Genomic DNA, 14,790 nt, shown 5'->3' with positions numbered 1-14,790 from the left:
GCAAAAAAACAAGCGGCAGAAAACCCCTTAGATTACTTTTTATTAACATTTTAAAAGATGTACCTTGTAAAGCTATAAATACATATTACAAATGACTGATAGTGAGCTAATTTCATTATTAAAATTACAGCGAATTCCTAATATTGGTGATGTTACAGCCAAAAAATTAATTTCACATTGTGGTAATCCTGATGCTGTTTTTGAAGAAAAAAATCAAAACTTATTAAAAATTGATGGTATTGGCACGCACACTATCAAGCACTTAAGGGAAAAAATATACCAAGAAGAGGCAGAAGCTGAATTTCTATTTGTAAAAAATGAAAATATTACCCCAATATACTTTCAAGAGCAAAACTACCCTAATTATTTAAAGCATTGTATTGATAGTCCCATTCTACTTTTTGAAAAAGGTAAAATAAATTTAGCCGATCGAAAAATCATAGGCATCGTTGGCACAAGAAACATTACAAGCTATGGTACTTCATTTTGCGAAAAGCTTATAGAAGATATAGCGCCTCTAAATCCTATAATTGTAAGTGGCTTTGCATATGGTGTAGATATTTGTGTTCAAAAAGCCGCCATTAAACATGGCTTACAAACTATTGGCTGTTTAGCGCACGGTCTAAACCAAATATATCCAAAAGTACATGCCAAATATATTTCTGACGTAGAAAAAAATGGTGGTTTCTATACGGAGTTTTGGTCTACAAGTAATCCGGAGCGAGAAAATTTCTTAAAAAGAAATAGAATTGTGGCCGGTATGAGTGAAGCAACTATTGTTATAGAATCTGCCGAAAAAGGAGGAAGTCTAGTAACCGCAGATATTGCCCACAGCTACAACCGTGATGTGTTTGCTGTCCCTGGTCGTGCTGGTGACAAATACAGCACAGGTTGCAATACGCTTATCAAACAACAAAAAGCACAAATGCTTACCTCTGCAGCAGATTTAATCTATAATTTAGGTTGGGAATTAAAAGATAAAAAAGCAACAACGGTTCAAAAACAGTTATTTGTTGATTTGGATGATACAGAACAAGCAATACACAGTTATTTATTAAAAGAAGGCAAGCAAGTATTAGACCTCATCGCTTTAACCTGCAACATTCCTATTTTCAAAGCCTCTTCTACCCTACTGAACATGGAAATGAAAGGCGTCATCAGACCGTTACCCGGTAAGCTATTTGAAGCGCTCTAATGACGAATCATCAATAGAAATAAATACCACGCATACACGCATGAGCTTAGAAGAAATAATAGACCAAATTTACCATTTGCAGGGTCCCTCTAAAAAGCAATTAATGGCTATTTTCGAAGAAGAAACCTATCCTAAGTCTCATATTTTAATAAGAGCCCAAAAAATAGAGCCTAAACTTTATTTTATAAAAAAAGGAATTGTCCGGGGATATTCAGAATTTGAGACCGGTGACATTACCTTTTGGTTCGGGAAGGAAGGTAACCCGATCCTTTCTATGAAAAGCTACGTAGAAAATAAAAAGGGATATGAAAATATTGAACTTTTAGAACCAAGTACGGTCTACAGCGCAGATAGCTACACCCTAAAATTATTATTCAAAAAAGACATTGCTATTGCCAATTGGGGAAGAATACTGGCAGAGCAAGAACTTATCAAAACAGAAGAAAGACTTATATCAAGACAATTGAGAACAGCAACGGAACGCTACCAAGAGTTAATTAGTAATGAGCCCGATTTGATTAAAAGAGTACCCTTAAATCATATAGCTTCTTATTTAGGCATCACCCAAGTTAGTTTAAGTAGAATCAGAGCTGCTTTGAAATAAATTGTTTTTTATCATTTGTAAAGTATTAAGCCAATCATTCTATCGAATTTTGCAAAAAATAAATACGATGAATTGGATTTTATTAGTCATAGCGGGCCTATTCGAAATAGCTTTTGCTTTTTGTTTAGGGAAAACGAAAGATACTACTGGCGCAGAAATGTATTGGTGGTATGTAGGATTTTTAATTTGTGCTACAACCAGCTTCTTATTGCTTATTTATAGCATCCGCAGCTTACCTATAGGAACTGCATATGCGGTCTGGACTGGAATAGGAGCCGTAGGAACGGTACTTATTGGCATACTCATATTTAAAGAACCTGCTAATTTCTGGAGAATATTCTTTATTTCTACTCTTATTATCTCTATTGTAGGCCTAAAGGCTGTCGCTAAATAAAACTATATATATCCGCGTCAATAACTATTGGGAAATTACAGAAGACATGACGTACAAGGATCAACAAGAACTTATGTCTTCTAAAGATCATGGATATTGAAAAACGATAAACAACTTGCGCTCCTCACCAAAAAAACTATACTAATGAGTCGTTTTTCCTTTTCTGAAGATTAAAATACACCCTTCACTTACAGACCACATAGTTTGTTCCTGTAATAAAATATGAGCCACCAGCATTAAACAGTGCTGTTCATCGACAAAATACATGCGAAAATCTGAAATATGGGGGCCTTTCGAAATTCTACAAAACCAAAAAACCGACTCATGAGTCGGTTTTTATATTTTAAGCAAAAAAGAGCAAAATGTATTAGTATCCTACTTTTTCTCTTACACGGCCTAACACTTCTTTCGCAATTTTACGCGCTTTCTCTGCTCCGATTTCTAATGCTTTATCTATTTCATCGGTATGATTCATGTAATAATCAAACTTCTCACGAGCCTCACTAAATTTAGCTACAATTACTTCATACAAGGCTTGTTTTGCATGCCCATAGCCATAATTACCATTTAGGTAATTGGCACGCATTTCTGCAATTTGCTCTTCACTTGCCAATATCTTATACAGCGCAAACACATTATCCGTATCAGGATCCTTCGGGTCTTCCATAGGTGTACTATCCGTTTGGATTCCCATAATTTGTTTACGCAACTTTTTATCTGTTTGAAAAAGATTAATTAAATTTCCCTTACTCTTACTCATTTTTGCACCATCTGTACCTGGGATATACATGGTTTCTTCTTGAATCTTACCTTCTGGCAATACAAAAGTTTCTCCCATTTGCGCATGGAAACGAGACGCCACATCCCGTGTCATTTCTATATGTTGCAATTGATCTTTACCTACGGGAACAATGTTGGCATCATACAACAAAATATCTGCCGCCATTAGCATAGGATAAGAAAACAAACCGGCATTCACATCATCCAAACGATCTGCTTTATCTTTAAAAGAATGTGCCAAAGTTAAACGTTGGTATGGAAAAAAACAGCTTAGATACCATGATAATTCTGCTGTTTGAGGAATAGCACTTTGTTTGTAAAATACCGTTTTAGATATATCTAAACCAAAAGCCAGCCAAGTTGCAGCCACTGCATAGGTATTATACCTTAATTCTTCCCCATTTTTTATCTGAGTAAGAGAATGCATGTCCGCAATAAATAGAAAAGATTCATTTTTTGGGTCATTTGCCATTTCAATAGCTGGCATAACTGCTCCTAAAATATTTCCTAAATGTGGAGTTCCTGTACTTTGTATTCCTGTTAAAATTCGCGCCATTTCTTGTAAAAAATTATCCTGCAAAGATAAAACAAATAGTATAACCTCGTAAAATTGTTACTTTTGAATTTATGATTTCATTTTCGCAAAAAATAGGAAGTGTACTATACCAAATTTGGTTCTACATTCTAGTAGCAATTCCCATCATTATTTTACTACCTGTGTTGGTAGTATTATCAGCCTCAGAAAAGTGGTATCCTCAGTTTTTTTGGGTAGCACGTAATATTTGGGCCAATTTTATTTTATACGGAATGGGTTGTATTCCTAAAATAAAGCGAGAAGAAAAGCTCGTAAAAGGAAAAAGTTATATGTTGGTAGCTAACCATACGAGTATGTTAGACATCATGATGATGCTTAAGGTTAGTCCTAATCCTTTTGTGTTTGTAGGTAAAAAAGAATTGGTAAAAATTCCTTTATTTGGATTTTTCTATAAGCGTGTTTGTATTCTGGTAGATCGCGGTGACAGCAAGAGTAGAACGGCAGTATACAGAAGAGCACAAAAGCGACTGAGCCAGGGATTGAGTATCTGCATATTTCCAGAAGGTGGTGTTCCAGACGAACATATTATTTTAGATAGCTTTAAGGATGGCGCTTTTAAAATGGCAATTGCACATAAAATTCCGGTAGTGCCTATGACTTTTTATAACAACAAAACCCGTTTACCATTTACCATCACGAAAGGAAAACCGGGAATGAGTAAAGTTACCGTGCATCACTTCTTTAAAACCGAAAACCTAGACGAAGCCCATAAGGCAAGTTTACGAGACGAAGTTAGAACGGTTATTTTAAATGAATTAACAATTTCTGCTAACAAATAAAATGAACAACAAGTTTTTCCTTTGCTTTCTAATCCTTTTAGGGATAAAACTCCAAGCACAAAATAACAAGCCAGAAATTGTCTTAATAGAATGTATTTACACTAATTATTCTGATGACGGTATTGCATTGAAACAATTAATTTCAAATTTTGAAAATCAGCTACTGGAAGAAAAAATACTCGCAGACTCTAGTGGGTCTAGCTATAGGAGGATTATTAAACAAATGGCGAATGACACTTTTCTCTCTAACCATTTTTTTTCGAATTTTTCTGATGAATGGGAAAAAGTCGGAAACTCTTTTGACAGACTAAACAAGAACTGCCGTAATACTATTCTAAAAGAAAATTTACTACCTTTTGAATTAAAAGTTAGCGACTTAATCACAAAAAAAAACATACAAAGCTCATCTGATATTGCCCAGATAATGCTGCAGGTCTTTTCAGATAAAGATTTAGAATTAGAGTATATTAAATTAAACCTATTTCTTTTTATGGCAACAGCTGCCACCACTAATACTAATGGATCAGATAAGCTATTACCTCCTATTTATGATGCGGAGAAGGCATTTCAAATAGCCATAAATAGCGACAATGAAATTTTTATTTCTAAGCACCTGGTTTCAATAAGTCAACTAAGCGAGTTATTGAGAACTTATGTAGTAAAAAACACCTCAAATTCTACCATTCTCCTTAATTACAATAAGAACACAACTTATGGAGATTACATGAAATTACAACAAGTTATTCTAAGCAATATAGAGGCGATAAAACATGAATACGCTTTAGAAACTTATAGTCTCAACTATGAAGCATTAAGCATTAATGAAAAAGATAAAGTAGATACAATGTATCCATTACATGTTATTGCAATAGAAATTAAATAAAACTTCTAAAATCTAAAACTCACACCACTATATACGCCCACGGAGAAAGGTTGAAAATCTCCTGCAGTATTAGAAAAGGTATTTAGTTGATATTTAAAAACAGGTTCTAGGTTAAAAAGGAGCTTTTGTGTAAGCTTATAATTAAACCCGAATCCGAAATTTGTACTAAAATTAATGTCGTTGATATTGTTTGCCTCCCCTACTTCCGTAGTTTGATCTCCTGAATTTAAAAACACATCATTATTCAACAAGAATAAAGAGCTTACACCTCCAATTACATTAATCCCGAAGCGTTTGTCCAATAAAGCATAGTTCAACTCTAAGGGCACTTCTAAATAACCAAACTGCTGTGATAAATCGCCATTTAAACTCGGAGACTTTGCCGTAACATCACTTGCTACAAATCCTGCTTTAGAATCAAGATTCAATTCGCTCTGAACCACAATATTTTTCGAAGTTGTTTTATAATCTATATTAGCTATTTGCACTGTTGCAGCACCATTTACAGAAGAACTAAATTCAATTTGATTGGTGTTATACCCATAATCTACTTTATGAACCCCAGATCTTACTTTTAATCTTTTTGTTACTTCATAAGCAACAGCTACGCCATAACTTAAATTTACATTACCCGTCTTAGAATTAGAAATAAAAGCGGAATGTATCGGAGATCCCTCCCCTAAACCATTAAAATAAACAGGCGCAATACTAGGGCTCACAGACCATTTATTTGCTTTATGTTCTGCTACAAGCACTTCCTCATCTTCTATTTCATCAAAAATAGACTTCTTCTTTCCTTTAGGATTATTTGCTTCTTTTTCCACGCTAGGCGTTATAGCAGCAACGTCACCCCTACTTTCATGAACGTTTGCATCTGTATGTTTCTCACGAAGATGAGAATTATTTTGATTCTTCGTATTATTCGCAATACCCACTGCATTTTGAGTTGTACCACTAGATGTATTTTTAGCTACACTACCTAAGTTTGAAGCCTTTCCACCTGCACCGCGATTATTTTCTTGTTGATGATTCTCTGCCCGTTTAGTTGAAGCTTCTGCGTAAGACCTAGTTGCGTTTGGAGCATAATTCCCAGCCCCTGTCGCTTTCTTTACCTTAGTACGTGTTTCATCACCCGCTACATAAGAAGGTACCGCAGAAGAATTGTTTTCTTTTACCGCTTCCGTATCAAAAACTTCCTGGTTCGTAGTACCAGAAGTTTCTACTACTGGTGATTCTCCTGTTTTTTCAATAAGCTCCTTAGAATGTTCTTCTACTGGTTGTTCAATATCTACCACAGGAACACTATCTATCTCATTTGAAAACGGATTTATTACATACAGCAATAGTAATGATGCCGCAGCAATGCCTCCCAGTTTCCACCACCACACCGGAATTAATTTGCGTGATTTCTTTTGATCAAGAGATGCTTCAATAGCGGTCCAGACTTTATCATCAGGAACTTCATCAAAATCTCTGAACTGTTCACGAAACAATTCATCTAAATTCTTTTTACTCATTTCTTACTAATTATCTTCAAAATTGGCAGTATCACAAACAAGATGGTTATAAAATAACCTCTCGTTTTATATCTGCTTCTATTTTTTCTTTTAAAATCATCCTAGCTCTCGCTAAGTTAGATTTTGAGGTCCCTAATGAGGTTCCTAACATTTCACTAATCTCTGCGTGAGAATATCCGTCTAGAACATATAAATTAAAGGTTAGTCTATATTTATTGGGCAATTCTTGTATGTATTGCAATAAACTGGCTAAACTAATCTCAGAAAAGCTAGACGCTTCCACTTCTTCTTCCTCAATATTATCATGCACAAGACTAAGATTAGTCTCTTTCCTGTATTTCTGAAGAATGGTATTTACCGTAATACGCTTTATCCACCCCTCAAAAGAACCCTTAAACTTAAACTGGCCTATCTTATTATAAATAACCATAAAACTATCATGCAAATTATCCTCGGCCTCCGTTTTATTGCGAGAATACTTAAGACAAACCCCAAACAATACCCGAGAGTAATCTCGATATAATTGCTCCTGGGCTTTTCTATTGCCTTTTTTGCAGTTGTTAATGAGTTCTTCTAGACTCAAAATTGAGTAGTGTATTTAAGGTTGATAACTTTATTGCTATTCGTTCACCGGCACTTCTATTTCTAAATACTCCGCTTCACCATTTGCATCTTCTCCTGTGTAAAATTTAAAAAGATAGGTGTCTGGATATAAAACAATAAAATTAAACGAAGTTTCTACTTCCTCCAAAACTTCTTTACAATCATCAGAATCACTTAACATAGAGCCAATAGCTGCTACAGTTCTTATGGTAGTATCTTCTTTGACAATATCAAAACCTTCAAAAAAAGCACAATCTGATGTTCTCAGATACGTTACTTTGATTTCATAGGTTTCGTTTAAATCAAAAGATTCTGGAATTTCTACACTTTCTATTGGAAGCGTCACAAAGTGGAAATTTTCAGTTTCATCTAAGCTACATCCTGTAAAACTTAGTACTGCCAACAACATCGTGAAGAGCGCAAACAGATTTCTCATACTTATTTTTTTAATAAGATGTTAGAGCTCGTCAATGGTTGCGTTTAAAAAAAGAAAATCCCAATTTTTACATCGGGATTTTTAATTTAGCTTTTTACAGTTTTTATGGCTTCTCTAATTTTTGCGTCGAGTTCCTCTTGTAATTCAGGATTATCCTGCAGTAAGTTTTTAACGGCATCACGCCCTTGTCCTAATTTGGTATCGCCATAACTAAACCAAGAACCGCTTTTCTTAATAATCTCATATTCCACTCCTAAGTCAATTACCTCACCAACTTTAGAAATACCTTCTCCATACATAATATCAAATTCTGTTTGACGGAAAGGCGGAGCCACTTTATTCTTAACTATTTTTACTCTAGTCTTGTTTCCTTGAACATTACCATCTGAATCTTTTATTTGAGTAGATCTTCTGATATCTACACGTACTGATGCATAAAATTTCAATGCGTTACCACCAGTAGTTGTTTCAGGATTCCCAAACATAACTCCAATTTTTTCACGCAATTGGTTGATAAAGATTACCGTACATTTTGTTTTACTAATAGAACCGGTAAGTTTACGTAAGGCTTGAGACATTAAACGTGCGTGAAGACCCATTTTAGAATCTCCCATTTCACCTTCAATTTCACTTTTAGGCGTCAATGCCGCAACAGAATCTATTACTACAATATCAATAGCACCAGAACGAATTAAATTGTCAGCAATTTCCAAACCTTGCTCCCCGTTATCTGGTTGTGAAATAATTAAATTATCAATATCTACACCTAATTTTGCTGCATAAAAACGGTCAAAAGCATGCTCCGCATCAATAAATGCTGCAATACCGCCACTTTTTTGAGCTTCTGCAATAGCGTGTAACGTTAAGGTTGTTTTACCTGATGATTCTGGTCCGTATATTTCAATAACTCTTCCTCTAGGATATCCTCCAACACCTAAAGCTACATCTAATCCTAAAGATCCAGACGGAATTACTTCAACGTCTTGAACCACACTATCCCCCATTTTCATAACGGCACCTTTACCGTATGTCTTGTCAAGTTTATCTAGGGTTAGTTTTAATGCCTTTAATTTTGCTTCTTTTTCCGAACTCATTTTTTTTGTATTAAGGAAGGCTAAATTACCAATTCTTTTCGCATATAACAATTTGAGAAGCAACCTTTTTAGAAATCACACACCTTAGTATTAGTGAACGCTTTCACAGATGCTATTACTTTGTTGTAGTGCGCAGTGATGATCACTACATTTCTAATAAATTTCTATGAAAAAGATTATTTCAGTGATCTGGTAATGGCCTTGAAAATTTTCAAGGCCATTTTAGTTTTTAGCTCTAAGCGCAAGTCTTAATTACAAGAACTTGATGCATAATTGCTTGGTATAACTTTTCAAAACCTTTAAATTTGCATTCTTTAAATAAATCTTTAACTCATAAAATTAGTATAGCATGCAACTGTACAATACGTTGAGCGCAAAAGAAAGAGAAGCTCTTATCGAAGAAGCTGGTAAAGAACGACTTACAATCTCTTTCTATCAATATGCGCATATTAAAAATCCAGAACTTTTTAGAAATCACCTTTTCATTACATGGAATGAATTAGATGTTTTAGGCAGAATTTATGTTGCTTTTGAAGGCATAAATGCGCAATTATCAGTGCCCGCAGAAAATTTTGAAGCCTTTAAAAAACATTTAGATAGCATAAGTTTTTTAGAAAATGTTAGACTTAACATTGCTATTGAACAAGACAACAAATCGTTTTTAAAATTAAAAGTGAAGGTCCGCGATAAAATTGTTGCAGATGGTCTTGATGATAATTTGTTTGATGTAACCAAAAAAGGGATACATGTTGATGCTGAAAAATTCAATGAGCTTATTGAAGATCCGGATACAGTTTTAGTAGATATGCGTAACCATTATGAAAGTGAAATTGGACATTTTAAAAATGCCATTACTCCAGATGTAGATACGTTCAGAGATTCTTTAGATATTATTGAAAACGATTTAAAAGACCATAAAGAAGATAAAAAACTAGTGATGTATTGTACCGGAGGAATTCGCTGCGAAAAAGCTAGTGCCTATTACAAGCATAAAGGCTTTAAACAAGTTTATCAGTTAGAAGGCGGAATTATTGAATATACGCGGCAAGTTCAAGATAAAAAATTAGAGAATAAATTTATGGGTAAAAACTTTGTTTTTGACCATAGAAGAGGCGAACGTATTACCGATGATGTTATTGCAAATTGCCACCAATGTGGTAAACCATGTGACAATCATGTAAACTGTGCCAACGAAGCTTGCCACTTATTATTTATACAATGTGAGGAATGCGCGACCAGTATGGATCAGTGTTGTTCTACAGCGTGCAAAGACATCCACGCGCTGCCTTTTGAGGAGCAAAAAGCATTGCGCAAAGGTAAAACTGTGAGTAATAAAATATTTAAAAAGGGTAGGTCGGAAGTTTTGAAATATAAAAAATAAGACTACAAATTACTTTAGTACTCTAAGTACCATAGGATAAAAACCTCATCATCAATATGGTGAGGTTTTTAATTCTAATTTCAAAGCCTCTGAAAAATTTATTACAGCTCTCCTTTTTTAAAATTTTCGTCACATCGAAAAATCACTATCTTTACGGTTATTAAATTTTAGTATGAACCTTTTTTCTTGCAGACTACTGGTTTTCAAGAAATCAATATAAAAAATATGGGTTGTAGCAGTTGTTCAACTGGTAAAGACGGACAACCAAAAGGCTGTAAGAATAATGGAACTTGCGGAACTGATGGTTGTAATAAACTTACAGTTTTTGATTGGCTCTCAAATATGTCACTTCCAAATGGAGAAAAACCATTTGATTGTGTCGAGGTCCGATTTAAAAATAGCAGAAAAGAATTTTTTAGAAATTCAGAAAATTTATCTCTTTCAATTGGTGATGTTGTAGCTACTCAAGCACAATCTGGCCATGATATTGGTATGGTTACTTTGACAGGAGAACTTGTAAAAGTTCAAATGAAAAAGAAAAATGAAGACCACACCAATCAAGAATTACCAAAATTATACCGAAAAGCCTCTCAAAAAGATATTGATATTTGGCAAAAATGTAGAGATCGCGAAGCAGAAATTCAGAAGCGTTCTCGAGAATTAGCTATTGCTTTAAATCTGCAAATGAAACTTTCTGATGTTGAGTTTCAAGGAGATGGGTCTAAAGCAACTTTTTATTATACAGCAGAGGAGCGCGTAGATTTTCGTCAGTTGATAAAAGATATGGCCAAGGCATTTGGTATTCGAATAGAGATGCGCCAAATTGGATACCGCCAAGAAGCTCAACGCTTAGGAGGTATTGGCTCTTGTGGTCGTGAACTTTGTTGCTCTACATGGCTTACAGATTTCAGATCTGTAAGTACCTCAGCAGCACGGTACCAGCAACTATCTCTAAATCCGCAAAAATTAGCAGGTCAGTGCGGAAAACTTAAATGTTGTTTAAATTACGAATTAGATGTTTATTTAGACGCTTTAAAAGATTTCCCTGCATCAGACACCAAAATTATCACAGAGAAAGGTGTGGCTTTATGTCAAAAAGTAGATATTTTCAAGGCTACTCTTTGGTTCTGTTACAAAGATGATTGGGCTAATTGGCATGCACTATCAAAAGAGCATGTAAATGAAATGCTCGAGAAGAACAAGCGTAATGAGAAAGTTACTAGTCTTGAGGAGTATGCTATTGAGGAGTCTGAAGAAAAAGAACAAGAGAAAGTTTTTGAAAATGTAGTGGGTCAAGATAGTTTAACCCGTTTTGACAAACCAAAGCAGCCCAAAAACAACAGAAACAAAAAACGTAGTCCGGCAAGAAAACAGCAACCGAATGCGAATGCAACTAAAACTGCAACGCCAGAAAGAAAGCAAAATAAGCCTGCAAACAATCAGAATCCTAATCAAAAGCCTAAACCAAATAGGAATAAACCAAGAAAACCTAGACCACCAAAGCCTGCAAACGCTGAAGGTAAACCAAGTGAACAGAAAAATCAGAATTCACCTAGTAAGGAGGCTACAGGACCAAAGAAAAATAACAAGCGAAGAACTAATAATAAAAAAAGACCTACCGACAATGGCTAAGTATTTGTTTTGTTTTTTATCTCTCGTACTCCTGGCATCCTGTGATACTACTACCGTAAGCTCTGAGTATAAATCAACACCCAATGGGAGTTGGGATAAAGATGATATCAAAGAATTTCAGATCACAGAACTAGATTCAACACAACATTATGATATTTTTATCAATCTTAGAAATGATGAAAAATATGCCTATAGCAATATCTTTTTAATTGCAGAGTTAGAATATCCTAATGGTGCATCTGTAAAAGACACCTTAGAATATGAGATGACTCTCCCTGATGGGCAGTGGTTAGGTAAAGGATCTGGAAGTATTAAGGAAAGTAAGCTTTGGTATAAAGAAAACATCGTTTTACCCGTCAAGGGCGTATATAATTTAAAAATTGCTCATGCCATGCGAAAGAATGGACGAGTAGAAGGAATCGTAGATTTAGAAGGCATTACAGATGTCGGTTATAAAATTGAAAAACATCAATAATTAAGGAATGGCAAGGGCTCCCAAAAAAAAACAAAAGAACAATTTTTTTAAATTCATAAAATGGTTCTGGATACTATTCTTAACTGGATTGTTAAGTGTAGTTTTAATTTTCTTAGCTGCTTCATGGGACTGGTTTGGGGAATTACCAACTTTTGAAAGATTAGAAAATCCGCAAACAAATTTAGCGACAGAAATTATTTCTTCTGATGGGGAAACCTTAGGAAAGTATTACCTAGATGACAACCGTACGCCAATACCTTTTGAGGAATTACCAAAAAATTTAGTTGATGCTTTAGTTGCTACAGAAGATGCTCGTTATTTTGAGCATTCTGGTGTGGATGCTCGCGGTACGCTACGTGCTTTTGCTTACTTGGGTTCTAAAGGAGGGGCAAGTACTATTTCTCAACAATTAGCAAAACAATTATTTACAGGGACAGCTTCTCGAGGATGGGGACGTTACACTCAGAAAATAAAAGAATGGGTTATTGCAACGCGTTTAGAGCGCCAATATACCAAAGAAGAAATCATAGCCATGTACTTTAACATCTATGATTTTGGGAATAATGCCGATGGGATTCGTTCTGCTGCAAAAATATATTTTACGAAAGAACCAAAAGACTTAAATGTTTCTGAATCTGCTATGTTGGTAGGAATGTTCAAAAACTCATCTTTATACAACCCGAGACCTAAACGTAACCCAGAAGGCACCAAAAACAGGCGTGATGTTGTTTTGGCTCAAATGGCAAAATATGAGTTTATATCAGAAAAAGTAAAAGACTCTTTACAGAAACTACCATTAGGTTTACGCTATTCTCCAGAATCTCACAGTGATGGTTTGGGTACCTATTTTAGAATGCACTTACAAAGTTTTTTAAATCAATGGATTTCTAAAAACCCGAAACCGGCATTAAAAGGAGAAAGAGATAAATGGAACATATATTTAGACGGATTAAAAGTCTATACTACCGTTGACTCTAGAATGCAACAAAATGCAGAAGATGCTGTGCAAGAGCATATGAAAAATTTGCAAGCGGAGTTTTTTAATCAAAATACACCAGAACGTAATAAGACAGCTCCTTTCTTAGACATAAATACCAAAGAGATAAATAGTATTATGGAGCGCGGTATGAAAGTTTCAGACCGTTGGAGAAAGATGAAAAAGTTAGGAAAGTCTGAAAAAGAAATCACAGCTTCCTTCAAGGAACCTACACCTATGGTAGTTTTTGATTGGAATAGTGAAGGTAATGAGAAAGATACCATTATGACTCCTTTGGATTCTATCCGCTATTACAAATCATTTTTACGTACAGCTATGATGTCTATGGAACCACAAACAGGCCATGTAAAAGCATGGGTTGGTGGTCTAAATTATAAACATTTTCAATATGATAATGTAATTCAAGGTGCGCGCCAAGCAGGGTCTACTTTTAAGCCTTTTGTATACGCTGCAGCCATTGATCAATTACGTCTTTCGCCTTGCGAAACTTTATACGATGATGAATATTGTATTGAAGCAGGCAAACATGGAAACCAAGAAGCATGGTGCCCTAAGAACTCTGATGGTAAGTATTCATTAAAAAATATGAGTCTTAAGACGGCTTTGGCAGGATCTGTAAATACTGTTACTGCGCAATTGATGGACAAAGTAGGACCAAAACCCGTCGTGGCTATGGCTAAAAATATGGGAATCTCAAGAGATATTCTTGAAGTTCCTTCGATCGCTTTAGGTACTGCAGATGTAAATGTATACGAAATGGTAGGTGCTTTCGGGACCTTTGCCAATGAAGGTGTCTATGTAAAACCAGTTCTTGTTACCAGAATTGAAGATAAAAACGGAACGGTTCTTTATGAATATGTACCTGAAACTAGAGATGTAATGAGTAAAGATGTTGCTTACGCTATGGTAGATTTAATGCAAGGTGTAGTACAATCTGGTTCTGGAGGAAGATTAAGACACAGCTACGCAAAAAATAATGCCGTTTACAAGGAAGTAGTTACAGGATATCCTTATAACTTAACTAATCCTATTGCTGGTAAAACAGGAACCACACAAAAAAATAGTGATGGTTGGTTTATGGGTATGGTACCTAACTTAGTTACTGGCGTTTGGGTTGGCGGTGAAGAAAGAGCTACCCACTTTAATAGAACAGCTTATGGTCAAGGAGCTTCAATGGCCTTACCTATTTGGGGGCTATATATGGTTAAAAATTATGCCAATAAAGAATTAGATATTTCAGATGGAAATTTCAAAAAGCCGTCTGGTATGAGTATCGAATTAGATTGTTCAAAATTTCAGGATGATAAAAAGGATAGTACCAGTCCTGAAGAAGATGATTTAGATGATTTAGATTTCTAATCTCAGAGAATCAATTTCAAAATGCCCTTAGCTTTTACTAAAAAGTTAAGGGCATTTTTCATTTAA

General features: G+C 35.0%; 14 protein-coding genes. 9 read left to right on the top strand and 5 right to left on the bottom strand.

Annotated elements, in window-relative coordinates; all coding sequences use genetic code 11:
- Nucleotides 1-91: 91 nt before the first annotated feature.
- The 3 genes from dprA (at nt 92) to BLQ19_RS07440 (ending at nt 2,193) form a co-directional block, all read left to right on the top strand.
- Nucleotides 92-1,195, top strand: a complete 1,104-nt coding sequence (gene dprA, locus BLQ19_RS07450; protein ID WP_074537900.1) for a DNA-processing protein DprA — start codon at nt 92-94, stop codon at nt 1,193-1,195.
- A gap of 40 nt (nt 1,196-1,235) precedes the next feature.
- Nucleotides 1,236-1,799 carry a Crp/Fnr family transcriptional regulator gene (locus BLQ19_RS07445; RefSeq protein ID WP_074537899.1) on the top strand — a complete coding sequence of 188 codons (564 nt, stop codon included), beginning with the start codon at nt 1,236-1,238 and terminating at the stop codon, nt 1,797-1,799.
- Nucleotides 1,800-1,866: 67 nt separating this feature from the next.
- A complete protein-coding gene (locus BLQ19_RS07440) occupies nt 1,867-2,193 on the top strand; it encodes a DMT family transporter (RefSeq protein ID WP_074537898.1) in 327 nt (108 codons plus the stop codon).
- 367 nt (nt 2,194-2,560) lie between these two features.
- Here the strand turns inward: BLQ19_RS07440 and trpS are convergent, their stop codons facing one another.
- Nucleotides 2,561-3,529 carry a tryptophan--tRNA ligase gene (gene trpS, locus BLQ19_RS07435; protein WP_074537964.1) on the bottom strand — a complete coding sequence of 323 codons (969 nt, stop codon included), beginning with the start codon at nt 3,527-3,529 and terminating at the stop codon, nt 2,561-2,563.
- Nucleotides 3,530-3,600: 71 nt separating this feature from the next.
- Here trpS and BLQ19_RS07430 point away from each other — a divergent pair, with 71 nt between their 5' ends.
- Nucleotides 3,601-4,347, top strand: coding sequence for a lysophospholipid acyltransferase family protein (locus tag BLQ19_RS07430; RefSeq protein WP_074537897.1), 747 nt, complete (start codon nt 3,601-3,603; stop codon nt 4,345-4,347).
- Between the two features lies 1 nt (nt 4,348).
- Nucleotides 4,349-5,230 (top strand): ExbD/TolR family protein, encoded by an 882-nt coding sequence (locus tag BLQ19_RS07425; RefSeq protein WP_074537896.1) that lies wholly within the window; start codon nt 4,349-4,351, stop codon nt 5,228-5,230.
- A 5-nt stretch (nt 5,231-5,235) separates the two neighbouring features.
- Here BLQ19_RS07425 and BLQ19_RS07420 read toward each other — a convergent pair whose 3' ends face one another.
- From BLQ19_RS07420 to recA, 4 genes are all read right to left on the bottom strand, one after another.
- Nucleotides 5,236-6,747: a porin family protein gene (locus BLQ19_RS07420; protein WP_074537895.1), complete on the bottom strand. Its 1,512-nt coding sequence runs from the start codon at nt 6,745-6,747 to the stop codon at nt 5,236-5,238.
- A gap of 46 nt (nt 6,748-6,793) precedes the next feature.
- On the bottom strand, nt 6,794-7,330 hold the full coding sequence (locus tag BLQ19_RS07415) for an RNA polymerase sigma factor (protein ID WP_024482314.1): 537 nt from the start codon (nt 7,328-7,330) through the stop codon (nt 6,794-6,796).
- Nucleotides 7,331-7,366: 36 nt separating this feature from the next.
- Nucleotides 7,367-7,786: a hypothetical protein gene (locus BLQ19_RS07410; protein ID WP_024482315.1), complete on the bottom strand. Its 420-nt coding sequence runs from the start codon at nt 7,784-7,786 to the stop codon at nt 7,367-7,369.
- Between the two features lie 86 nt (nt 7,787-7,872).
- Complete coding sequence (gene recA / locus BLQ19_RS07405; RefSeq protein ID WP_024482316.1) at nt 7,873-8,880, bottom strand: recombinase RecA; 1,008 nt, start codon at nt 8,878-8,880, stop codon at nt 7,873-7,875.
- A 349-nt stretch (nt 8,881-9,229) separates the two neighbouring features.
- Between recA and trhO the strand changes: the two genes are divergently transcribed.
- From trhO to BLQ19_RS07385, 4 genes are all read left to right on the top strand, one after another.
- Complete coding sequence (gene trhO / locus BLQ19_RS07400) at nt 9,230-10,261, top strand: oxygen-dependent tRNA uridine(34) hydroxylase TrhO (RefSeq protein ID WP_029450380.1); 1,032 nt, start codon at nt 9,230-9,232, stop codon at nt 10,259-10,261.
- 225 nt (nt 10,262-10,486) lie between these two features.
- Nucleotides 10,487-11,893, top strand: a complete 1,407-nt coding sequence (locus BLQ19_RS07395) for a PSP1 domain-containing protein (protein WP_029447466.1) — start codon at nt 10,487-10,489, stop codon at nt 11,891-11,893.
- Nucleotides 11,886-12,368, top strand: coding sequence for a gliding motility lipoprotein GldH (locus BLQ19_RS07390; protein ID WP_024482319.1), 483 nt, complete (start codon nt 11,886-11,888; stop codon nt 12,366-12,368). Before BLQ19_RS07395 ends, BLQ19_RS07390 begins: the two co-directional genes overlap by 8 nt.
- A gap of 7 nt (nt 12,369-12,375) precedes the next feature.
- The gene (locus BLQ19_RS07385) at nt 12,376-14,724 is read left to right on the top strand and encodes a penicillin-binding protein 1A (protein ID WP_074537894.1); all 2,349 of its coding nucleotides are present in this window, start codon (nt 12,376-12,378) and stop codon (nt 14,722-14,724) included.
- The last annotated feature ends 66 nt before the right edge of the window (nt 14,725-14,790 follow it).

The sequence above is a fragment of the Cellulophaga baltica genome (assembly GCF_900102165.1).
In the GTDB taxonomy this organism is placed as follows: domain Bacteria; phylum Bacteroidota; class Bacteroidia; order Flavobacteriales; family Flavobacteriaceae; genus Cellulophaga; species Cellulophaga baltica.
This window is presented reverse-complemented; position numbering and strand designations above follow the sequence as displayed.